This window comes from Burkholderia sp. 9779_493 (assembly GCF_015712215.1).
Classification (GTDB): Bacteria; Pseudomonadota; Gammaproteobacteria; order Burkholderiales; family Burkholderiaceae; genus Burkholderia; species Burkholderia cenocepacia.
In genome coordinates this window covers 1-20,162 of the sequence record NZ_JACCQA010000004.1, presented here as the reverse complement: position 1 = coordinate 20,162, position 20,162 = coordinate 1, and the positions used below count along the sequence as shown (strand labels likewise).

23 protein-coding genes are annotated in these 20,162 nt (G+C 67.2%); 2 read left to right on the top strand and 21 right to left on the bottom strand.

The window, feature by feature from the left end; genetic code table 11:
- Positions 1–72 precede the first annotated feature (72 nt).
- Genes rfbD through rfbB form a run of 4 tightly spaced genes read right to left on the bottom strand, consistent with a single transcriptional unit; the run spans position 73 to position 3,467 of the window.
- A complete protein-coding gene (gene rfbD, locus H0X95_RS04710; RefSeq protein WP_230878147.1) occupies positions 73–972 on the bottom strand; it encodes a dTDP-4-dehydrorhamnose reductase in 900 nt (299 codons plus the stop codon).
- Entirely contained in the window at positions 965–1,516 is a 552-nt protein-coding gene (gene rfbC / locus H0X95_RS04705; RefSeq protein ID WP_062910955.1) for a dTDP-4-dehydrorhamnose 3,5-epimerase, read from the bottom strand. The genes rfbD and rfbC overlap by 8 nt, the downstream gene beginning before the upstream one ends.
- Positions 1,501–2,394, bottom strand: a complete 894-nt coding sequence (gene rfbA / locus H0X95_RS04700) for a glucose-1-phosphate thymidylyltransferase RfbA (RefSeq protein ID WP_196445901.1) — start codon at positions 2,392–2,394, stop codon at positions 1,501–1,503. The genes rfbC and rfbA overlap by 16 nt, the downstream gene beginning before the upstream one ends.
- An 11-nt stretch (positions 2,395–2,405) precedes the next feature.
- Positions 2,406–3,467 (bottom strand): dTDP-glucose 4,6-dehydratase, encoded by a 1,062-nt coding sequence (gene rfbB, locus H0X95_RS04695; RefSeq protein ID WP_196445900.1) that lies wholly within the window; start codon positions 3,465–3,467, stop codon positions 2,406–2,408.
- 350 nt (positions 3,468–3,817) lie between these two features.
- Here rfbB and H0X95_RS04690 point away from each other — a divergent pair, with 350 nt between their 5' ends.
- Positions 3,818–4,657: a symmetrical bis(5'-nucleosyl)-tetraphosphatase gene (locus H0X95_RS04690; protein ID WP_196445899.1), complete on the top strand. Its 840-nt coding sequence runs from the start codon at positions 3,818–3,820 to the stop codon at positions 4,655–4,657.
- A gap of 37 nt (positions 4,658–4,694) precedes the next feature.
- Here the strand turns inward: H0X95_RS04690 and H0X95_RS04685 are convergent, their stop codons facing one another.
- The 8 genes from H0X95_RS04685 to H0X95_RS04650 form a co-directional block, all read right to left on the bottom strand.
- On the bottom strand, positions 4,695–5,552 hold the full coding sequence (locus H0X95_RS04685) for a lysophospholipid acyltransferase family protein (RefSeq protein WP_080322916.1): 858 nt from the start codon (positions 5,550–5,552) through the stop codon (positions 4,695–4,697).
- Positions 5,553–5,571: 19 nt separating this feature from the next.
- Positions 5,572–6,849 (bottom strand): dihydroorotase, encoded by a 1,278-nt coding sequence (locus tag H0X95_RS04680; protein ID WP_080322917.1) that lies wholly within the window; start codon positions 6,847–6,849, stop codon positions 5,572–5,574.
- A gap of 61 nt (positions 6,850–6,910) precedes the next feature.
- The gene (locus tag H0X95_RS04675; protein WP_006476735.1) at positions 6,911–7,942 is read right to left on the bottom strand and encodes an aspartate carbamoyltransferase catalytic subunit; all 1,032 of its coding nucleotides are present in this window, start codon (positions 7,940–7,942) and stop codon (positions 6,911–6,913) included.
- A 73-nt stretch (positions 7,943–8,015) separates the two neighbouring features.
- On the bottom strand, positions 8,016–8,540 hold the full coding sequence (pyrR, locus tag H0X95_RS04670) for a bifunctional pyr operon transcriptional regulator/uracil phosphoribosyltransferase PyrR (RefSeq protein WP_006493013.1): 525 nt from the start codon (positions 8,538–8,540) through the stop codon (positions 8,016–8,018).
- Positions 8,527–8,976, bottom strand: coding sequence for a Holliday junction resolvase RuvX (ruvX, locus tag H0X95_RS04665; RefSeq protein WP_006476737.1), 450 nt, complete (start codon positions 8,974–8,976; stop codon positions 8,527–8,529). The genes pyrR and ruvX overlap by 14 nt, the downstream gene beginning before the upstream one ends.
- Positions 8,973–9,551 carry a YqgE/AlgH family protein gene (locus H0X95_RS04660; protein WP_006491354.1) on the bottom strand — a complete coding sequence of 193 codons (579 nt, stop codon included), beginning with the start codon at positions 9,549–9,551 and terminating at the stop codon, positions 8,973–8,975. The genes ruvX and H0X95_RS04660 overlap by 4 nt, the downstream gene beginning before the upstream one ends.
- A gap of 182 nt (positions 9,552–9,733) precedes the next feature.
- A complete protein-coding gene (locus H0X95_RS04655) occupies positions 9,734–11,035 on the bottom strand; it encodes a hypothetical protein (protein WP_124550297.1) in 1,302 nt (433 codons plus the stop codon).
- 104 nt (positions 11,036–11,139) lie between these two features.
- Complete coding sequence (locus tag H0X95_RS04650; RefSeq protein WP_004186709.1) at positions 11,140–11,310, bottom strand: rubredoxin; 171 nt, start codon at positions 11,308–11,310, stop codon at positions 11,140–11,142.
- A 255-nt stretch (positions 11,311–11,565) separates the two neighbouring features.
- On the opposite strand from H0X95_RS04650, the gene H0X95_RS04645 reads away from it, so the two are divergent.
- A complete protein-coding gene (locus H0X95_RS04645; RefSeq protein ID WP_012492910.1) occupies positions 11,566–12,432 on the top strand; it encodes a hydroxymethylpyrimidine/phosphomethylpyrimidine kinase in 867 nt (288 codons plus the stop codon).
- A gap of 191 nt (positions 12,433–12,623) precedes the next feature.
- On the opposite strand, the gene groL is transcribed toward H0X95_RS04645, so the two are convergent.
- The 9 genes from groL to ltrA form a co-directional block, all read right to left on the bottom strand.
- Positions 12,624–14,252 carry a chaperonin GroEL gene (gene groL, locus H0X95_RS04640; protein WP_196445898.1) on the bottom strand — a complete coding sequence of 543 codons (1,629 nt, stop codon included), beginning with the start codon at positions 14,250–14,252 and terminating at the stop codon, positions 12,624–12,626.
- A gap of 46 nt (positions 14,253–14,298) precedes the next feature.
- Positions 14,299–14,592 carry a co-chaperone GroES gene (groES, locus tag H0X95_RS04635; RefSeq protein ID WP_004186661.1) on the bottom strand — a complete coding sequence of 98 codons (294 nt, stop codon included), beginning with the start codon at positions 14,590–14,592 and terminating at the stop codon, positions 14,299–14,301.
- 394 nt (positions 14,593–14,986) lie between these two features.
- Positions 14,987–15,502 (bottom strand): SRPBCC family protein, encoded by a 516-nt coding sequence (locus H0X95_RS04630; RefSeq protein ID WP_048986301.1) that lies wholly within the window; start codon positions 15,500–15,502, stop codon positions 14,987–14,989.
- A gap of 42 nt (positions 15,503–15,544) precedes the next feature.
- Positions 15,545–16,177 (bottom strand): LolA family protein, encoded by a 633-nt coding sequence (locus tag H0X95_RS04625; RefSeq protein ID WP_048986303.1) that lies wholly within the window; start codon positions 16,175–16,177, stop codon positions 15,545–15,547.
- Complete coding sequence (locus H0X95_RS04620) at positions 16,174–16,596, bottom strand: quinol oxidase (protein WP_196445897.1); 423 nt, start codon at positions 16,594–16,596, stop codon at positions 16,174–16,176. Before H0X95_RS04620 ends, H0X95_RS04625 begins: the two co-directional genes overlap by 4 nt.
- A gap of 26 nt (positions 16,597–16,622) precedes the next feature.
- Positions 16,623–17,405, bottom strand: coding sequence for an anti-sigma factor family protein (locus H0X95_RS04615; protein WP_059721606.1), 783 nt, complete (start codon positions 17,403–17,405; stop codon positions 16,623–16,625).
- Positions 17,402–17,917: a sigma-70 family RNA polymerase sigma factor gene (locus H0X95_RS04610; RefSeq protein WP_006496678.1), complete on the bottom strand. Its 516-nt coding sequence runs from the start codon at positions 17,915–17,917 to the stop codon at positions 17,402–17,404. Before H0X95_RS04610 ends, H0X95_RS04615 begins: the two co-directional genes overlap by 4 nt.
- Positions 17,918–17,944: 27 nt before the next feature.
- A complete protein-coding gene (locus H0X95_RS04605) occupies positions 17,945–18,304 on the bottom strand; it encodes a COG4315 family predicted lipoprotein (RefSeq protein WP_034200933.1) in 360 nt (119 codons plus the stop codon).
- A 280-nt stretch (positions 18,305–18,584) separates the two neighbouring features.
- On the bottom strand, positions 18,585–19,952 hold the full coding sequence (gene ltrA, locus H0X95_RS04600; RefSeq protein WP_062884172.1) for a group II intron reverse transcriptase/maturase: 1,368 nt from the start codon (positions 19,950–19,952) through the stop codon (positions 18,585–18,587).
- Between the last annotated feature and the right edge of the window lie 210 nt (positions 19,953–20,162).

The window sequence follows — 20,162 nt, the reverse complement described above, 5'->3', positions numbered from 1 at the left end:
TCGGCGTCGTCCTTCCGCGTTGCACGCCAAATCAATGATGCCCCCGCCGAATCGGCCGGCCGGGGCACGTCGTCAGCCCTGCCGGATCCCGGCTAGGCAAAGTTCCAGTGCATCGCGCCAGTCCGGCGCCGCGAGTCCGAAAGTCCGCGCCAGCTTCTCGTTCGACAGGCACGAATTCGCGGGGCGCGTGGCCGGAGTCGGGTAATCCGAAGACGGAATCGGGATGACCGACGGACGCGACGCGAGCGACGCGCGCTCGACGATCGCACACGCGAACCCATGCCATGACGTCTCGCCACCAGCGGTCAGGTGGTAGACGCCCGAGCGGGCCGTCCACCACGCGGCTGCGTCGCCGGCCGCGAGCGCCTGCGCGGCGACATGTGCGGTCAGCGCGGCGATCGTGTTCGCCCAGGTCGGAGCACCGATCTGATCGGCAACGATCTTGAGTTCCGGGCGTTCCGCCGCGAGCCGGAGCATCGTCAGGAGGAAGTTGCGGCCGCGTGTGCCATACACCCAGCTCGTCCGGAACACGATCGCCGCTCCGCCGACCGCCGCGATCGCGCGCTCGCCCTCGAGCTTCGAGCGGCCGTAGACGTTCTGCGGTGCCGGCGTGTCGGTCTCCAGATAGGGCGACGCCTTCGTGCCGTCGAATACATAATCGGTCGAGTAATGGACCAGCGCGGCGCCCAGCGCCTTCGCCTCCTCCGCCAGGATCCCGGGTGCGGTGGCGTTGATGCGCATCGCCGCCGCCTCGTCGCGTTCAGCCTGATCGACAGCCGTGTACGCGGCGGGATTGACGATCAGCGCGGGCCGCACGTCGCGCACGACCGCACGAATCCGGTCCGGGTCCGCCAAGTCCAGTGCGGTACGATCGACCGCGACGACATGGCCCAACCCCTGCAGCGAACGCGCCAGCTCGAATCCGACTTGGCCGCCAACACCGGTAACGAGAATCCGCTTCGTGTCATTCATAGACGTCGGCCTCCGACAGGCACTTCCCGGCGGCATCCTTCGCCGCGAGCACCGGCTCACCGTCGAGTTGCCAATCGATCCCAAGTGCCGGATCGTTCCACAGCAGGCTGCGCTCGAATTCCGGATACCAGTAGTCGGTCGTCTTGTACAGGAACTGAGCGGACTCGGACAGCACGACGAACCCGTGCGCGAAACCGGGCGGCACCCAAAGCTGCCGGTGGTTCTGCTCCGACAGCCGCACGCCGACCCACTTGCCGAAGTTCGGCGATGCGCGCCGGATATCGACCGCGACGTCCAGCACCTCGCCCTCGACCACACGCACGAGCTTGCCCTGCGCGTGCCGGATCTGATAGTGCAGTCCGCGCAGCACGCCCTTCGCCGAACGCGAATGGTTGTCTTGCACGAACGTCACGCCGGGCGCGACCTGTTCGTCGAACTCGCGCGCGTTGAAGCTCTCGTAGAAGAACCCACGAGCGTCGCCGAATACCTTCGGCTCGATGATCTTGATTTCCGGCAGCGCCGTTTCGATTACTTGGATGGCCATGCCACTTGATCTTCGAGAATATGTTGCAAGTATTTTCCGTAGCCGTTCTTCGCCAGTGGTCGCGCGAGTGCCAGCAGTTGCTCCGCGTCAATCCAGCGCTTGCGATAGGCGATCTCTTCCGGGCATGCGACGACCAGCCCCTGCCGCTTCTGCAGCGTCGCGATAAAGGTCGCGGCCTCGATCAGCGAATCGTGCGTGCCGGTGTCCAGCCATGCATAGCCGCGCCCCATGATCTCGACGTCGAGTTGGCCCGCCGCCAGGTAGCGTGAATTGACATCAGTGATCTCGAGTTCACCCCGCGCCGACGGCTTGATGTCAGCTGCGATGTCGCACACCTGCCTGTCGTAAAAATACAGGCCCGTGACCGCATAGTTCGACCGGGGCTTTGCCGGCTTCTCTTCAATCGACATCGCGCGGAATTCGCGGTCGAACTCGACCACGCCATACCGCTCGGGGTCCTGAACGTGATACGCAAATACGGTCGCGCCCGCATCCTTTGCGCTCGCCCGCTCGAGTTGCTTTGCGAGATCGTGCCCGTAGAAAATGTTGTCACCGAGGATCAGCGCGGACGGATCGTTGCCGACGAAGTCGCGGCCGATAACGAATGCCTGCGCAAGACCGTCCGGGGACGGCTGCACCGCATACCGGATGTTCATGCCCCATTGGCTGCCGTCGCCGAGCATTGCCTCGAAACGAGGCGTGTCCTGCGGGGTCGAAATGATCAATACGTCGCGGATGCCGGCGACCATCAGCGTCGACAGCGGGTAGTAGATCATCGGCTTGTCGTACACCGGCAGCAACTGCTTCGAGACGACGTGCGTGATCGGATACAGCCGTGTGCCGGAGCCGCCCGCAAGGATGATGCCTTTACGTCCCATCGCAACCCTCCTCAAGCGCGCTGCGCGTAATTGGTCTCGACCCAATTGCGATACTCGCCCGACGCCACTTCGTCGGCCCACGCCTGGTTGTCGAGATACCAGTCGACCGTCTTCGCCATGCCGGTTTCGAACGTCTCTGCCGGCTTCCAGCCCAGTTCGCGTTCGAGCTTGCGCGCATCGATCGCATAACGACGGTCGTGACCGGGACGATCCGTCACGTAGGTAATCTGGTCGCGATACGAGCCGGTCGCTTTCGGACGGGCGCGGTCGAGCAGATCGCAGAGCGTATGGACGACTTCGAGGTTCTTCTTCTCGTTCCAGCCGCCGATGTTGTATGTCTCGCCGGGCACGCCGCGCGCGAGCACTTCGCGAATCGCGCTGCAGTGATCGCCGACATACAGCCAGTCGCGCACGTTCTGGCCGTCGCCATACACCGGTAGCGGCTTACCCGCGAGCGCGTTCTCGATCATCAGCGGAATCAGCTTTTCGGGGAACTGGTACGGACCGTAGTTGTTCGAACAGTTCGTCGTCAGTGTCGGCAAGCCATACGTATGATGGTAGGCGCGCACCAAGTGATCCGAGCCGGCTTTCGTCGCGGAATATGGGCTGTTCGGCGCGTACGGCGTCGTTTCGGAGAATTGCGGGTCGGTGGCCGACAGCGAACCGAACACCTCGTCTGTGGACACATGCAGGAAGCGGAAGGCCGCCTTGTCGTTGTCGCTCAGACCGTTCCAGTATTGACGGGCGACCTCCAGCAGCGTGAACGTGCCGACCACGTTGGTCTGGACGAAGTCCGCCGGACCGTGGATCGAGCGATCGACGTGGCTTTCCGCAGCGAAGTGCAGCACGGCACGGGGCTTGTGCTCGGCAAACAGCGTGTCAAGCGCACCGCGATCGCAGATGTCGACGCGCGCAAAAACATGTTTCGGGTTCCGGTCAAGCGACTGCAACGTGCGCAGGTTCCCGGCGTACGTCAGCTTGTCGACGTTGAGCACGGCTTCGTCGGATGCGCGCAACCAGTCGAGTACATAATTGGCACCGATAAAACCCGCGCCGCCCGTAACCAGGATCATGAGGCTCCCTTTAGTAATACACGGCGAACCCCCTCGAGGCGCTCGCCGCATCAAATTCGCAAATGCTCGTCACTGGCAACTCGTGACTACTACGCCAAACCGCGGATTTTAACCGGTCGACATGGCCTCCAAAGTCATCAAATGCTAATTTTGTTGGGGAGAAGCACAATTATAGGGAGGCGCCTCACGCAAAAGCCATGCCGCTAACAACTTGATACAGCGCTCCGAACCCGTACTGACCATGAAATTTTATGCCAATTCGTTGAGATTTTTTCATGGAAAATTGTGCGAAATAATGTCAACTCGACCAATATTCCTACGCAGCCGAAACACGGAACCTACGTCGCCTCATGACTCATACCCCCATCGCCATCGGCGACATCCAAGGCTGTCACTCCGCTTTCCAGGCGCTGTACGAAAAGCTTTCGCCCCCCGCCGACACGCCGCTCTGGATCGCCGGCGACGTCGTCAACCGCGGCCCCGGCTCCCTCGCCGCGCTGCGTGCGCTCGTCGACCTCGGCCCGCGCGCGACCGTCGTGCTCGGCAATCACGACCTCCACCTGCTCGCGGTTTCCGCCGGGCTGCGCACCGAGCGCCCGGGCGACACCATCGGCGAGATCCTCGATGCGCCCGACGCCGACGCGCTGCTCGACTGGGTCCGCCACCGCCCGTTCGTGCATGCGGAGCACGGAATGCTGCTCGTGCACGCAGGCGTGCTGCCGCAATGGGACGCCACGCTCGTGCTCGAGCTCGCGGACGAGCTCCAGCGCGCGCTCCGTGCCCCCGACTGGCGCGACACGCTGCAAGGCCTGTACGGCAACGAGCCGAATCAATGGAGTCCGAACCTGAAAAAACGCGACCGGATGCGCGTCGCGTTCAACGCGTTCACGCGCCTGCGCTTCTGCACGCCCGACGGCGCGATGGAGTTCAAGGCGAACGGCGGCCCCGACAGCGCGCCGCCCGGCTACCTGCCGTGGTTCGACGTGCCCGGGCGCCGCACCGAGGACGTGACGGTCGTGTTCGGGCACTGGGCCGCGCTCGGCCTGATGTTGCGCGACAACGTCGTCGCGCTCGATTCGGGATGCGTATGGGGAAACCAGTTGTCGGCCGTGCGGCTCACGGCCGATCCGGCGCAGCGCACCGTCACGCAGGTGCAGTGCGAAGCGTGCCGCTCGCCGGGCGGCGAGTGACGGCACGCTGATTGGCCGGCCCCGGCCGGGCGGCGCGTCAGCCCTCGCGCCCCGGCACGGGCGCGTCGGTCGTCGCCTCGCCCGCCGCACCGGCACCGAGCTCGGTCGCCGGATACGCATGCTTCTGCAATTCGGCGAGCGATTCGGCCGTCGGCTTGCCGACCTTCTCCTGCAGCGTCGCCAGTGCAGCGGCGATCGCGTCGCGCGCCGCCGCGGACGTCGCGCGACGGTCGCCACCCGGCGCGATCGGTTCGCACACGTACAGATGCGCAATGAGCGGGCCGCCGCGCAGCACCATGTCGAGCGACTTGCCGAGCGACAGGTCGCCCGTGTAGGCCGGCGCGACCGACTGTCGCCCGCTCGCGTCCTCGTACATCAGGCAGATCGGCTGCACCGCGCAGCCGGCCGAGACCGCGGCCTGGAACAGGTTCGCATGGAACGGCAGCAGCTCCTGGCCATCGGACGTCGTCCCTTCCGGAAACACGCACATCAGCCCGCCGGTGCGCAGGCGCTCGGCCATCTCGTGCATGATCCGCATCGCCTCGGTGCGCTTCTCGCGCTGCAGGAACACGGTGTCGAGCTTCTCGGCGAGCCAGCCGACGACCGGCCATTGCCGCACCTCGGCCTTCGACACGAACGGCGTCGGCCGCCACGCGTTGACCGCGTAGATGTCGAGCCACGACACGTGGTTGCCCACGACGAGCGCGCTCGCGTCGAGCCGCGCGCCGTCGTTGTGGACGACGAGGCGCATCCCGCAGATCCGCAGCATCTTGATCGACCAGCGGCGCGTCATCTCGGCGCGGCGCGCGGGCGTGACATGCGAAAAACGCAGCGCGACGATCACCATGCCGCGCAACAGGTGAAAGACGAGACGCAGCTTGCGAAAGGCGATCATGGCGAAGGTCCGGCGAGGTTCAGTGGCGCTCGAACGCGACCTGCCCAGCCACGAGCGTGGTACGCACGGTGGCCGGCAGTTCGTAGCCGAGGAACGGCGAGTTGTGGCCCTGGCTCTTCAGCGCACGCGGCTCGACACGCCAGTGCGCGCGCGGATCGAACACGCACAGGTCGGCCGCGCCGCCTTCGGCGAGGCGGCCCGCCGGCAGTTGCAGCACGTCGGCCGGCGCGGACGTGATGCGGCGCAGCGCCTGCGCGAGCGGCGTGCGCGTCTCGTCCGCCCACTTCAGCGTCAGCGACAGCAGCAGTTCGAGCCCCGTCGCGCCCGGCGTCGCTTCGCCGAACGGCAGCAGCTTCTCGTCGTCGTCGACCGGCGTGTGATCCGAGCAGATCGCGTCGATCGTGCCGTCGGCGAGCGCCACGCGGATCGCTTCGCGGTCGCGCTCGCTGCGCAGCGGCGGGTCGAGCCGGAACTGCGAATCGAAGTAGCCGATGTCGACGTCGATCAGGTGGACGTGGTTCACGCCGACGTCGCAGGTCACCGGCAGCCCTTCCGCCTTCGCCGCGCGCACGAGCGCGAGGCCGGCCGCCGACGACAGCCGCGCGAGGTGCACGCGTGCGCCCGTCACGCGCATCAGTTCGAAAATGGTGTGCAGCGCGATCGTCTCGGCCGCGACCGGCACACCGGACAGCCCGAGCCGCGACGCAAGCGCGCCGCTCGCGGCCACGCCGCCGCGGCCGATGAACGCGTCGAGCGGACGCAGCCACGTCGTGTAGCCATAGGTGCTCGCGTACTGCAGCGCGCGCAGCAGCACCTGCGTGTCGCGCACCGGCACGTTGGCGTGCGTGAAGCCGACACAGCCGGATTCCGTCAGCGCGACCATCTCGGTGATCACCTCGCCCTTGAGGCCGACCGTCAGCGCGCCGAGCGGATGCACGTTCGCCTGGTGGAGGTTGCGCGCACGGAACTTGAGCATTTCGACGAGGCCCGGCTCGTCGAGCACGGGATCGGTGTCCGGCGGGCACACGAGGGTCGTGACGCCGCCCGCGACGGCCGCGGCCATCTCGGACGCGAGCGTCGCCTTGTGTTCGTAGCCGGGCTCGCGCAGCCGCGCGCACAGGTCGACGAGGCCGGGCGCGACGATCAGGCCCGACGCGTCGATCGTCTTGTCCGCGTTGAAACCGGCGGGCGCGCTGCCCAGCGCGGCGATCTTGCCGTCCGCGACGAATACGTCGGCCTGCCCTTCGGTGCCGGCGACCGGGTCGATCAGCGTGCCGCCTTTGATATGAATCTTCATGCGCTGTCTGTGAATGCGTTGATTGCGTTGAATGCCTGAACGAGGAGGCGCGAAAGCGGGCTCAGTCGCTGTTGCCGGCGACGATGCCCATCACCGCCATCCGCACCGCGATGCCGAACGTGACCTGGTTGAGGATCACCGACTGCGGCCCGTCGGCGACCTGCGAATCGATCTCGACGCCGCGGTTCATCGGCCCCGGGTGCATCACGATCGCGTCGGGCGCGGCGAGCGCGAGGCGCTCGGGCGTCAGGCCCCACGTCTTGAAATACTCCTGCGCGGACGGCAGCAGCGCGCCGCTCATCCGTTCGTTCTGCAGGCGCAGCATGATGATCACGTCGACGCCCTTCAGCCCCTCGTCGAGGTTGTGGAACACCTTCACGCCCATCTGTTCGAGGCCGCCCGGCAGCAGCGTGCGCGGGCCGATCGCGCGCACTTCCGGCACGCCGAGCGTGGTCAGCGCGTGGATGTCGGAGCGCGCGACGCGCGAATGCAGGATGTCGCCGACGATCGCCACGCGCAGCTTCGTGAAGTCGCGCTTGTAGTGACGGATCGTGTACATGTCGAGCAGGCCCTGCGTCGGGTGCGCGTGGCGGCCGTCGCCGGCGTTGATCACGTGCACGTGCGGCGCGCAGTGCTCGGCGATCAGGTACGGCGCGCCGCTCGATGCGTGGCGCACGACGAACAGGTCGGCATGCATCGCCGACAGGTTGTTGATCGTGTCGAGCAGCGATTCGCCCTTGCTCGTCGACGACGCGTTGATGTTCAGGTTCAGCACGTCGGCCGACAGGCGCGTCGCGGCGATCTCGAAGGTCGTGCGCGTGCGCGTCGAGTTCTCGAAGAACAGGTTGAACACGGACTTGCCGCGCAGCAGCGGCACCTTCTTCACCTCGCGGTCCGTCACGCTGACGAACTGCTCGGCCGTATCGAGGATGTGATTGACGATCGAGCGCGGCAGGCCCTCGATCGACAGCAGATGCTTCAGCTCGCCGTTTTTCGTGAGCTGCGGGTTGCCCTTCAGGAACCCGTAGCGAAACCGGTCGGGGCTCGCGGCCGCCGCGGGATTGCCGGTGCGGCCAGTGGTGTCGGTGGTCATGGTGTGCGTGATTCCAACTATGCAAACGGGCCGCGGTGCAAACCAGCGGCCCGGGATACGGTTCGCGTGTCGTTCAGGCGCCGTGCGACTCGCTCTGGGCCTCGATACGCAGCGTGAATCGCGCATCGTCGCGCGCGAGCACGAGCGTCGCGTCGGCCGGCACGTCGAGCGCGCCGCCCGCGAAGCGCGCAGCGACCGGCAGCTCGCGGCCGCCGCGATCGGCCAGCACGGCGAGCTCGACCGCGGCCGGACGGCCGTAGTCGAACAGCTCGTTGAGCGCCGCGCGCACGGTGCGCCCGGTGTACAGCACGTCGTCGACGAGCACGATGCGCGCGCCGTCGATCTCGAACGGCAGCGACGTCGGGCTGGCCTGGCTGTGCAGCCCCTTCTTCGCGTAGTCGTCGCGATGCAGCGCGACGTTGACGACGCCGAACGCCGGTGCGCCGAGATCGCGTGCGAGGCGCTCGGCGAGCCACGCGCCGCCGCTGTGAATGCCGGCGAGCCGCGGGCCGCCCGGTGCGGCGAACGTCGTGCCGTACGCGGCGCGGATCTGGTCGAGCAGGACGCGGTAAAGCGCCTCGGCGTCAATGGTGCTCATGGTCGGACAATTGATCGAGATACTGTTGAAGGATGACGCGCGCGGCTTCGGCATCGAGCATGTCGGTGCGTGCGCGGCCGCGCACGTTGCGCTCGCGCAGTCCGGCCTCGGCCTCGACCGACGAATAGCGCTCGTCGACCCACGTGACGGGCAGCCCGAAGCGGCCGTTCAGCTGGTTGCCGAAGCGCTTCGCCTGCTGCGTCATGTCGTGCGGCGTGCCGTCCGGATGCATCGGCAGGCCCACGACGAGCGCGTCCGGCCGCCATTCGGCCAGCAGGTCGCCGACCGCCTTGAAGCGGTGTTCGCGGTTCAAATTCTGGATCACGACGAGCGCGCGGGCCGAACGCGTCAGCGCGTTGCCGATCGCGACGCCGATCCGTTTTTCGCCGTAGTCGAACGCCAGGAGCGTCGCATCGCGCGCGCTCGCGCCACTCATGCGTGCCCTGCTTCGCCGGACAGCATCGACGAGCTGACGCCGAGCAGGCCGAGCGCGGCTTCGAAGCGCTCTTCGGCCGGCGTGTCGAACACGATGCGCGGATCGGCGGCGACCGTCAGCCAGCCGTTGCGGGAAATTTCTTCCTCGAGCTGCCCTGCCCCCCAGCCTGCATGGCCGAGCGTCAGCAGGAAGCGCTTCGGGCCGGTGCCCGTCGCAACCGCCTCGAGCACGTCCTTCGACGTCGTCATCTCGAGCCCGCCGTCGACGGACATCGACGAGTTGTAGCTCGCGCCCTCGACCGGCTCGTGCAGCACGAAGCCGCGCTCGGTCTGGACCGGGCCGCCGAAGTACACGGGAATGTGCAGCAGCGGCTCGATGTCGAGCTTCAGGTCGATGCGGTTGAACAGCGATTCGAGGTCGATGTCGGTAGGACGATTGATGACGAGGCCGAGCGCACCGCGCTCGCTGTGATCGCAAAGATAGACCACCGTTCCCGAGAACGTCGGATCGGCCATGTTGGGCATGGCGATCAGGAACTGGTTGGTGAGATTGATGCGATCGGAAGGCTTTGACATGGTTTGAATTTTAGCAAAGACGCCGCGACCTGACCGGGCCGCGATCAACAAGCAACGCCGCGCCACGCTGGCAACGGCGCGCGCGGATCACACGGCACTCTAACACGCGCGCGGGCGCTGTCGGCAGCGTGTTGCAGGCCCGCGCGACAAGGGCCGCCGTCGCGTGTCCGCCCCCTTGTTCGTCAGCTCCGGCCGAGCGCCGTACCGAGCGCGGCGGACGCCGCGGTGAGATCCGGCGGCGCGACGCCGGCCGCGATCTTCAGGAGCGCCGCGCGCAGCATGTCGGACGCGTGGCGGTGCGCGTCGAGGCCGCCGTCGGCGAGCGGCACGCCGTGCGCCGCGCGGCGCCACGCCAGGCCGAGCGTGTCGGCGAGCAGCGCCGCGTGGCCGAGCCCGAGCGCGCATGCGGCCGTGCCGACCCGATAGGCCGCGCCGGACGCGTGCCACGCGGCGCCGGCGTCGGCCGTGGCCGGGTCGGCCGCCAGATCGGCCATCGACGCATCGGCGGTCTGCAGGAAATCCTCATAGGCATGCGCGTTGACGGTCACGACGCCGAGCGCGCGAGTGGGCGCGGCCGCGACCGCATCGCGCTCGGCCCGCGCGGCATCGGCCTCCCACAACGCTTCGGACGCGGGCGTGCCGGCGACGTGCCAGTCGACCGTCAATCCGTAGTCGTGCAATACGTCGACGAGCGCGACGTCCTCGGCCGCGGCGCCGAACAGCGCGAAATCGCGCCACAGCAGCGCCACCGTCTCGCGCACCAATTCGGGCGGCGCGCTGCGTCGGCCCTGCGCGTGTTCGCCGAGCAGCAGGTTGGTCCGCGCGAGAAAGCGCTTCAGCTCGGGCGCGCCGCTTGCGCGCAGCGCGCGCGTACACGCGGCCGCGAGCCGCCAGAAATCGTACGGCCCGTCGTCGGTGAGCGCGGCGAGCAGCGCGTCGAGTTCGTCGAGTGCGGCGCCCGGTGCGCCGTGTTCGGCCCGCAGTACGCCGAGCAGCGCCTGCTCGTAACGGGCGCGAATCCGGGGCGCGAATGCGCCGGGCAACGCGCGCAGCGTGGCAGGCGGCACCGCGCGGCCGACCAGCGCGAGCGCATCGGGCGGCGTGCGCGTGCGCAGATCGGCGGCGCTTTGCGCGCGCAACGCACGGAAATGCTCGAAGAGAACGGGCGAGCACGCGAGCTCGCGCAGGTTGTGGCGTCCGACGGCCGCACGAAAATCGCGCAGTGCGGCGCGCCAGCCGGCCGAGGTCGGCTCGGTGGCGACGAGCGGCACGGCGGCCGACAGTTGCCCGGCAAACCGTGCGGCCGGCAACCAGCCGGCTTCCGCCAGCACGGCCGCGGCCGCGGAAAGCGGCGCCGCTGCGTCATCGCGCCGCTCGAATGCGTCGGCGGCCGCCGCCAGCCACGCGTCGGCCGCGCGCACGGCTCCGCCACGCGGGTTGGGCAATGCGTCAGGGTGGGGAACGTTCGCCGGATCGGACGTCATGGACACGCGCGCCTGTCATCGTCAAGTCGCTCGCGCGAACCGCGGCGCGCGAGCGCCGGGCCGGTGCGAGGCCTGAGCGGAGTGTCCGTGGGCCAGCGGCCCGGTCAGATCTGGACCATCTCGAAGTCTTCCTTGCGGGCGCCGCATTCGGGACACGTCCAATTGATCGGGACGTCTTCCCAGCGCGTGCCCGGGGCGATGCCCTCTTCCGGCAGCCCGGCTTCTTCGTCGTAAATCCAGCCACAAATCAGGCACATCCAGCTCTTGTATTCCATCTTAAGCCGCGTCGGGGAAAAGTCGGTAAATTCGGGAGCCATGATGGTACCGTGTCGGGGCCGGACTGCCTAGCAATCGCGCTGGAGGACGGCAACTACGTTGCGCTGCGCTAAAAATTCCGTCGTACCGGCCGGATTCCACCGCATAATGGTTGAAAAGTGCGGCCTGCCGGGCAACACAGGGCAAAAAAAGCCCATTCGCCTCGCCGTCCGCATTTCCGTCGCTTGTCCGTTTTTCTCTTGCCCCATTTTTACATGTCCAGCAACGCCCCTCCGATCGTCCTCACCTTCGGCCTGTCCGATCCCACCGGCGGCTCCGGCCTCCAAGCCGATCTGATGACCCTGGCGAGCATGGGCTGTCACGGCGTGTCCGTCCTGACCGGCTATACCGTGCGCGACTCGGCCGCCTGCGATGAAGTCACGGGCCTCGATCCCGACGTCGTCGCCGCGCAGGCGCGCATGCTGCTCGAAGACATGCCGGTTGCCGCGTTCAAGATCGGCGCGGCGACGCGTGCGGAAGTCGTGAGCGCGATCGCCGAAGTCGTCGCCGACTACGACGGCGTGCCGCTCGTGCTCGCCCCGGACTTCACGCTCGACGACGAGCACGTGCTCGCCGCCGACGACCTGCGCGAATCGATCGCCGACCTGCTGGCGCCGCAAACCACCCTGCTGGTCGCCGACCACGCGACGCTGATCGCGCTCGCCCAGCCGGACGGCGATGCCGAAGCGCCGAATCTCGACGCGGCCGTGTCGCACCTGCTGTCGCAGGGCTGCGAATACATCCTGTCGTCGGAAACCGGCTCGCACCGGCTCGTCAATACGCTGTACGGCGAAGAAGGCCAGCTGCGCGAAGACATGTGGGATCGCTCGCCGCACCGGCTGATGGGCATCACCGACACGCTCGGCGCGGCCATCGCGGCGCTGCTCGCGAACGGCCAAGAGCCGCCCGAAGCCGTGCGCGAGGCGCAGGAATACCTGTACCAGGCCGTGCGCGACGCGTTCCGGCCCGGCATGGGCGCGTACCTGCCCGACCGGTTCTTCTGGGCGCGCAGCAACGACGATTCGGATACGCCGCCGGCCGTGAAGGCCGACCCGGCGCCGAGGACGTCGCACCGACATTGAGTCGCGACGCGGCGGGCAGACCCCGCCGTCGCACGCCGCGCCTCGACGCTTTGAGGCGTGGCGTATCCGGCCGCCTCGCGTACGCATCGAAAACCGCGCGCACATAAAAAAAGACCCGCATCGCTGCGGGTCTTTTCTTTTGGCTGGAACGCGCATCGCTGCGCGCCCCCGACACCGTCGACCGAAGTCGATTACATGTCCATGCCCATGCCGCCCATGCCGCCCGGCATCGGTGCGTCTTCCTTCGGCAGTTCTGCGACAGCTGCGTCCGTCGTCAGCAGCAGGCCTGCCACCGAAGCTGCGTTCTGCAGCGCGGTACGCGTGACCTTGGTCGGGTCGACGACGCCGGCTTCCACCATGTCGACGTACTCGCCCGTTGCTGCGTTGTAGCCGTAGTTGCCCTTGCCTGCTGCAACTGCCGCCACCACGACGCTCGCTTCTTCGCCACCGTTCGTGACGATCTGGCGCAGCGGCTCTTCCATCGCGCGCAGCACGATCTTGATGCCGGCGTTCTGGTCGGCGTTCGCGCCGGTCAGGCCTGCGATCGCGGTGCGTGCACGGATCAGCGCAACGCCGCCACCGGCCACGATGCCTTCTTCCACAGCTGCGCGGGTTGCGTGCAGTGCGTCTTCGACACGTGCCTTCTTTTCCTTCATTTCGACTTCGGTCGCAGCACCGACCTTGATCACTGCAACGCCGCCTGCCAGCTTGGCCACGCGCTCTTGCAGCTTTTCACGGTCGTAGTCCGACGTCGCTTCCTCGATTTGCGCGCGCACTTGCTTCACGCGTGCTTCGATGCTTGCAGCTTCGCCTGCGCCGTCGATGATCGTCGTGTTTTCCTTGCCCACTTCGATGCGCTTCGCCTGGCCCAGTTCCGCCAGCGTTGCCTTCTCGAGCGTCAGGCCGGTTTCTTCCGCGATGACTTGACCGCCGGTCAGGATCGCGATGTCTTCCAGCATCGCCTTGCGACGATCGCCGAAGCCCGGCGCCTTGACCGCAACGGTCTTCAGGATGCCGCGGATGTTGTTGACGACCAGCGTCGCGAGCGCTTCGCCTTCGACGTCTTCTGCGATGATCAGCAGCGGACGGCCAGCCTTCGCGACTTGCTCGAGCACCGGCAGCAGATCACGGATGTTCGACACCTTCTTGTCGTGCAGCAGCACGAACGGGTTGTCGAGGACGGCGACTTGCTTGTCCGGGTTGTTGATGAAGTACGGCGACAGGTAGCCGCGGTCGAATTGCATGCCTTCGACGACGTCGAGTTCGTCGGCCAGCGACTTGCCGTCTTCGACGGTGATGACACCTTCCTTGCCGACCTTGTCCATCGCTTCAGCGATGCGATCGCCGATCGACGAATCGCTGTTCGCCGAGATCGAGCCGACCTGTGCGATTTCCTTGTTGGTCGTGCACGGCTTGCTGATCTTCTTCAGCTCTTCGACAGCCGCTGCGACTGCCTTGTCGATGCCGCGCTTCAGGTCCATCGGGTTCATGCCCGATGCGACGTACTTCATGCCTTCGCGAACGATCGATTGCGCGAGGACGGTTGCCGTCGTCGTGCCGTCGCCTGCGTTGTCGCTGGTCTTGGAAGCCACTTCCTTGACCATTTGCGCGCCCATGTTCTGGAGCTTGTCCTTCAGCTCGATTTCCTTCGCGACCGACACACCGTCCTTGGTGACCGTCGGGCCGCCGAAGCTGCGCTCGAGCACGACGTTGCGGCCCTTCGGACCCAGCGTGACCTTGACTGCGTTGGCGAGAATGTTCACGCCTTCGACCATCTTCGAACGGGCGGAATCGCCGAATACGACGTCTTTAGCTGCCATCTTCTAACTCCTTGAATTCTTGGGAATATGTACCGTCGGATGACGCTTACTTGGCGTTGACCACGGCCATGATGTCTTCTTCGCGCATGACCAGCAGTTCCTGGCCGTCGACCTTCACGGTCTGGCCTGCGTACTTGCCGAACAGGACGCGATCGCCGACCTTCACGTCGAGCGCGATCGGCGCACCCTTGTCGTCGCGCTTGCCCGGGCCGATGGCCAGGACTTCGCCCTGATCCGGCTTTTCAGCAGCGGCGTCGGGGATCACGATGCCCGAGGCGGTCTTGGTTTCCTGATCCAGGCGCTTGACGATCACGCGATCGTGCAAAGGACGAAGGTTCATATTCACTCCTCTCTTGACTGAGATTGAAGAACGCTTAGGGAATCTGCCCGGCTCATCGCCCGGCAGAGAATTGTTAGCACTCTCGTGCAGCGAGTGCTAATTATATGGACGGGTTTTGACAAATTCAAGAAGGGGAACCGGAGGAATTTTCGGGGCGGCGGCGCGGCGGGAAAAACAGACAAAAGCGACAAAAAACCCTTTTAAAACAATGACAAACCGAACACACCCGGCTCCGCCCGCAGGCTCGTGCGGCCCGCGCATCTCATCCAGCCCCGTTTGGACACCGGGTAAGCCCGGAGTTCCCAAGACCACTGACATCGCATCGAAAAAACCGCGCGGACGCCGATTTCGTCCGTCGCGACACGTCCGTCAGTCGGCTTCGCCGGGCCGATCCTCACGCATCGGCGCAGTCCGCGCCCGACAGCGGCCGAAAGGTCCGGCCGTCCGTCTCGACGGCCGCACCGAGCCGCCGTGCGAGCCCTTTCGCGCCTTCGCGCATCACGACGTCGTGATTCCACCGGAACAGCGGCCGCGCGAGCGGTTCCAGCCAGTTCATCCAGCGCACGTGCGTGCGGATGTGCCAGTCGTAGCGCACGACGGTGCGCGCGCCGTCGGCGACGAACGACCAGCGGCCGTCGCCCTCGATCGCGCCGCTCGCATGGCCTTCGAGCGCATGCGGCCGCTCGACGCGCCGCACGCGCATGTCGAAGGTCAGCCGGTACGGCAGCGCGCCCTTCCAGGTATACCGGTGCAGCGCGCCGACGCCGCGCGCGTCGCCGGGCTCGAGCTCGACGGTACGCACGGCGCCCTTCCACCAGTCGGGCCAGCGGTCGACCTGGTAGATCGCGTCCCAGACCGCCGCGAGCGGCGCGTCCACCCGCCAGGTCGTCGAAAACCGGTACTCCGCCATGCAGCCTCCGGCATGCGCGTCAGGAACGCGGATGGCGCGCCGTCAGGGCGCGAAGAAACGCTCGGGAAACGCGACGTCGATCTCCACGTCGTCGAGCGTCACGGTTTCGAGCGGCGTGTCGTCATCGTTCGCGTAGCTGATGACCTTCAGCGGAAAACCGTCCGCGGCGTCGAGCCACAGCCGGTAGCGATGCACGCCGTCGACCGCGTGCGCGGGCGCGCCCGTGACCAGCACGCGCAGCGCGGTCCGGCCACCGACGGCCTCCTCGCCTTCGGTCACCGTCGCGCCGCCCTGCTGCAGCGCATGCACGTTGCGCAGCAGTTCGCCGACGTCCGAGCGGTCGACCCGGTGGCCGGTGCGGTCGCGCACGAGCGGATTGGACGGCGACAGCGTCAACGCGGGCGGCGCATGCGTGCCGAACGGGCGCAGCCGCACCTTGCCGTCGCCGGGATCGTACGCGAGCACCGCGCCGCGATGCGGCGACACGAAGTCCATCCGGACGAAGCCCGGTTTCAGGTACGCGTAGCGGATTTCGGTGTGCTCGCCGTCGCGCGCCGACGAGCGGATCGTCGCGCGGTACGAGCGGACGTGGTCGAAATGCGCCTGCGCGACGGTCACGGGATCGGCTGTCATGCTCGCTCCTATCAGGCTCGCGGCCAGCAACGCGGCGATCATGGCGCCGCCTCGACATCGAGCACGCCTTCCATTCCGCGCGCGCGATGGCTGCCGAAAAACAGCAGCCGGTGCGTGCAATAGTAGGCGAACCGCCCCGGCTGCTGCGGCGTGAAACGAAACGTTCTCGGCGTCGTGCCGAGTTCGGTATGCACCGCGATGCCCGCCTGCGGCGTCGCGTCGATCTCGAAGCTGTGCGGCACGACGCCGGGTTCGGCCGATACGGTCAGCTCGACCGGCACGTGCGCGCGGACGATCACGTGGTTGGGCCGGAAGAAATAGCTGCCGCCGACGATCGTCACCCGCTGCACGCCATCGGCATCGACCGGCACGCGCGCCGGCGCATCGCCCTGCGCTCGCGCAAGCATCGTGCCCGCGACGCACGCCGCCAGCACGAACCCCTTCATCGTCGCCGTCTTCATTGCCTGCTCCCTGCGGGCGCCGCGCGTCATCCCTTCCACGCGTCGGTCGGGCCGCCCAGCGCACCGCATGCGTCGATCGCGAGTTCGCGCAGACGCCGTTCGTCGCCACGGCCGGACAGCGCATAACCCATGCCGCGATCCGACCAGAAATACGTGTAGCGACCGTCGGCCGACATCGCCCGCGGCGCGAGGCGGCGCGCATCGTATGCGGTCATGTACAGCGTCACGCGCGCGCCGTCCGCGCGCTGGTACATGAGCTGCGCGGCCGGCCCCGCGTCGCCGGGCAGCAACCGGCCGCCCAGCAGCGCGTAACCGTATTCGTCGAGCGACGGCGCGCGTACCGGCCGGCCGATGCGCGCCGACAGCCACGCGGCGAGACGGGCGGGATCGGCCGCACCCACTTCCACCGGATGCTCGCGGTCGGCGGCGTACACGGCGTACGCGACATCGGCGCGCGCGGCGAACGCCGGTGCGCGGCCGAATGCCGCCCAGCCCGCATGCAGCGCGACGCCGAGCAGCAGGCCGGCCGCCAGCCCCGCGAACGCATGCGCGACGGCGCGCCAGCGCGGCGCGCGGCGCTGCACGAACAACGCGGGCGCGGCACCCGGCAACGGGAACAGCGCCTTCAGCGCATCGCGCTGCGCACGGTAATGCGCAAATCGTTCGGCTTCCTGCGGATCGGACTGCAGGCGCTCGAGCATCTCGCGGCGTTCGTGCCCGGACAATTCGCCGTCCAGCAACGCGGACAGCAGTTGCGCCGACGCATCGTCGTCCTGCTGGTTCGAAGGCTTGCGCGGATCGTCCATCATGGCTTCCCGATCACCCGTAACGTGGCCGTGCCGTGCGCCGGCGGCGCGTCCGACAGCAACGCGCGCATCTGCGCGCGCGCCCGTGCGAGCCGCGACATCACCGTGCCGACCGGCACGCCGAGCACCTGCGCGGCATCGCGATAGCTCAACTCCTCGAGCGCGACCAGCAGCAGCACCTCGCGCTGTTCGACCGGCAGCCGGTACAGCGCGCGCTGCACGTCGCGCAACTCCAGCCCGCCGACCGCGCCCGCAGGCGCGGCCATCGTCTGCCACGGCGCCGTCGCGTCGTCGACCGCGATCTCGTGCCGCGCGCGCAACTGGTCGATGAAGCGGTGCCGCAACAGCGTCAGCAGCCATGCGCGCAGGTGGCCGCCGTCGCGCGGCGGCCGGTTCAGCGCACGCTCGAGCGTGTCCTGCACGAGGTCGTCGGCCCATGCGCGCTCGCCCGTCAGCGCACGCGCATAGCGCGTGAGATGCGGGAGCCACACCAGCAGGTCCGACTCATAGCTCATCGGGATGCCTCGCGCGTCGCCGCGCGGTCATGGCCGCGCGACGTGCCACATGCCGCCGATTCCGTCGCCGCCCGCGTCCCCGGCCTTGTGGTCCATCTTCCAGCGATACAGCGGGCGGCCGCGGTACGCCCACTGCTTTTTGCCGTCGTCGCGGGCGACGAGGCTCAGCGCGCCCGACGCCTTGTCGTACGCGTCGGCGAGCGCGGGCGGCCAGTTGGCCGCGCACGTGCCGTCGCACATGCTCTTGCCCGGCGCATCGCGATCGAATACGTACAGCGTCATGTGCGCTTCGTCGACCAGTTTCCCGTCGCCGGCCTGTGGCGGTTCGGCGGCCGCCGGCCGCGCGATCGCCGCCGTCAGCGCGGCAGCGAAGATCATCCGTTTCATTCCCGTTCTCCTTGGCGTCGTGTCGCGACACGGTGCCGCCGGACGGGACGATCGGCTGCGTCGCGATCATTATCCCGCCGGCCGGCGGTGCCGGAACTCGGTATGTAAACGGACGGCGACGGCCGGTTATTCCATCCGGCAGCGCGACGAGCGGCGACGATCGTTCATGCGACGAAAGAAAGCGGGAACCCGCAATCGGCATAGGGGACGGCCATGAGGCCGTACCCCTGCCACACCACCCGGCATGCGGGTCCGCACCGGGCGGTTCGGGAAGTTGAGGTTATGAGAGTCGGGGCACACCCAGCCGATCGAAGTACGCGAGGGTCAATACACTATTCAGGAGCTTGCCGCTGTTACGCCACCAGTGACAGCTGTTCGCCGCCACCTGTTGCGCCACAGCGGACGGTGCGCCCAGCGCACGCAGTTCCCGGTAGATGGTCGGACCGCGGCGCCAGTGTTTGAGCTGGATGACACGCAGCCGGTGACGCATCCACTTGTCCAGATCCAGCCAGACTCGTGGCGTCTGCGCCATCCGGAAGTACGCCTTCCAGCCCAATACATAGGGCCGTAACCGTTCCACCACGTCCTTCATGCTGCGCCCGCCGCTACGGCCGGTCAGTTCACGAATGCGGCGTTTGAACGCCAGCAGCGCTCTGGCCGCCACCTTGCGCTTGATGACACCGCCGGACGCTACCCATAGGCTGTAGCCCAGAAACTTGCGACCGAACACACTGGCGACTGCGCTTTTGGTCTCGTTGACCTTCAACCGCAGTTGCCCATACAGACGACGCAGCAGCGCCATCACCCGCTCGCCAGCACGGCGGCTACGAACATAGACATTCGCATCGTCGGCATAGCGCGCAAAGCAGTGGCCTCGCCGCTCCAGTTCCTTGTCCACCTCATCGAGCAACACGTTGGCCAGCAACGGCGATAGCGGCCCGCCCTGTGGCGTGCCCTGTTCGCGTTGCTGAACCACGCCGCCATCCATGATGCCGCTGTTCAGATACGCCCGGATCAGCCGGATCACGCTGGCGTCCCCAATACGTTTCTGCAGTCGGTCGATCAGGATGTCGTGGTTGACCCGGTCGAAGAACTTCTCCAGATCAACATCCACCACGATTCGCCGACCCGACTGCACGTACGACTGCGCGGCAAGCACCGCATCGTGCGCACGCCGTCCAGGCCGGAAGCCGTAGCTGTGCTCGCTGAAGCCAGGATCCAGAACCGGTTGCAGCACCTGCAGCAGCGCCTGCTGGATCAGCCGGTCCGTCACCGTCGGGATGCCAAGCTCGCGCTCGCCTCCGTCCGGTTTCGGGATCGTCACCCGCCGTACCGGACTGGGCCGGTACGTCCCCTTCATCAACTGTTCACGGATCGCGGGCCACGCCGTCACCAGATGGCGCGACGTCTGGTCAATATCCAGACCGTCCACGCCAGCGGCTCCCTTGTTGGCCCGTACCCGTTTGAACGCCTGCTTCAGGTTCTCCCTCGTCAGCGCCGCCATCAGCAGCGATGACCCCGTGTCCCCGGATTCATGGCGCGGGCAACAGCCTTCGTCGCTCACGGGCATAGACGCAGCTTCACCGCGTATGCTTCCCGCTCGCCCCGCTCGCACGGGCATCTGACGCATTGCCTGTCGCATCGACATGACGCTGGACACTCCTTCCCGTTCGGCCCTTCGTCACCAGCTTCAGCCTCATCGACCTGTCCTGTGACTACTACGACCTCTGCTAATGGAATGGACGCCCCCGCCCGGCACGGCATCGATGTGCCAAAGTGGAAGTGTCAGCCACCACTTAACCAGAGGGAACGCCCATCATGAAGGTTACGACCGTTGGTATCGATCTGGCAAAGAACG

Excerpts from the sequence above, each read along its gene's own strand:
- rfbD (WP_230878147.1), bottom strand. The coding sequence starts at position 972 with ATGAATGACACGAAGCGGATTCTCGTTACCGGTGTTGGCGGCCAAGTC.
- rfbC (WP_062910955.1), bottom strand. The coding sequence starts at position 1,516 with ATGGCCATCCAAGTAATCGAAACGGCGCTGCCGGAAATCAAGATCATC.
- rfbA (WP_196445901.1), bottom strand. The coding sequence starts at position 2,394 with ATGGGACGTAAAGGCATCATCCTTGCGGGCGGCTCCGGCACACGGCTG.
- rfbB (WP_196445900.1), bottom strand. The coding sequence starts at position 3,467 with ATGATCCTGGTTACGGGCGGCGCGGGTTTTATCGGTGCCAATTATGTA.
- H0X95_RS04690 (WP_196445899.1), top strand. The coding sequence starts at position 3,818 with ATGACTCATACCCCCATCGCCATCGGCGACATCCAAGGCTGTCACTCC.
- H0X95_RS04685 (WP_080322916.1), bottom strand. The coding sequence starts at position 5,552 with ATGATCGCCTTTCGCAAGCTGCGTCTCGTCTTTCACCTGTTGCGCGGC.
- H0X95_RS04680 (WP_080322917.1), bottom strand. The coding sequence starts at position 6,849 with ATGAAGATTCATATCAAAGGCGGCACGCTGATCGACCCGGTCGCCGGC.
- H0X95_RS04675 (WP_006476735.1), bottom strand. The coding sequence starts at position 7,942 with ATGACCACCGACACCACTGGCCGCACCGGCAATCCCGCGGCGGCCGCG.
- pyrR (WP_006493013.1), bottom strand. The coding sequence starts at position 8,540 with ATGAGCACCATTGACGCCGAGGCGCTTTACCGCGTCCTGCTCGACCAG.
- ruvX (WP_006476737.1), bottom strand. The coding sequence starts at position 8,976 with ATGAGTGGCGCGAGCGCGCGCGATGCGACGCTCCTGGCGTTCGACTAC.
- H0X95_RS04660 (WP_006491354.1), bottom strand. The coding sequence starts at position 9,551 with ATGTCAAAGCCTTCCGATCGCATCAATCTCACCAACCAGTTCCTGATC.
- H0X95_RS04655 (WP_124550297.1), bottom strand. The coding sequence starts at position 11,035 with ATGACGTCCGATCCGGCGAACGTTCCCCACCCTGACGCATTGCCCAAC.
- H0X95_RS04650 (WP_004186709.1), bottom strand. The coding sequence starts at position 11,310 with ATGGAATACAAGAGCTGGATGTGCCTGATTTGTGGCTGGATTTACGAC.
- H0X95_RS04645 (WP_012492910.1), top strand. The coding sequence starts at position 11,566 with ATGTCCAGCAACGCCCCTCCGATCGTCCTCACCTTCGGCCTGTCCGAT.
- groL (WP_196445898.1), bottom strand. The coding sequence starts at position 14,252 with ATGGCAGCTAAAGACGTCGTATTCGGCGATTCCGCCCGTTCGAAGATG.
- groES (WP_004186661.1), bottom strand. The coding sequence starts at position 14,592 with ATGAACCTTCGTCCTTTGCACGATCGCGTGATCGTCAAGCGCCTGGAT.
- H0X95_RS04630 (WP_048986301.1), bottom strand. The coding sequence starts at position 15,502 with ATGGCGGAGTACCGGTTTTCGACGACCTGGCGGGTGGACGCGCCGCTC.
- H0X95_RS04625 (WP_048986303.1), bottom strand. The coding sequence starts at position 16,177 with ATGATCGCCGCGTTGCTGGCCGCGAGCCTGATAGGAGCGAGCATGACA.
- H0X95_RS04620 (WP_196445897.1), bottom strand. The coding sequence starts at position 16,596 with ATGAAGACGGCGACGATGAAGGGGTTCGTGCTGGCGGCGTGCGTCGCG.
- H0X95_RS04615 (WP_059721606.1), bottom strand. The coding sequence starts at position 17,405 with ATGATGGACGATCCGCGCAAGCCTTCGAACCAGCAGGACGACGATGCG.
- H0X95_RS04610 (WP_006496678.1), bottom strand. The coding sequence starts at position 17,917 with ATGAGCTATGAGTCGGACCTGCTGGTGTGGCTCCCGCATCTCACGCGC.
- H0X95_RS04605 (WP_034200933.1), bottom strand. The coding sequence starts at position 18,304 with ATGAAACGGATGATCTTCGCTGCCGCGCTGACGGCGGCGATCGCGCGG.
- ltrA (WP_062884172.1), bottom strand. The coding sequence starts at position 19,952 with ATGTCGATGCGACAGGCAATGCGTCAGATGCCCGTGCGAGCGGGGCGA.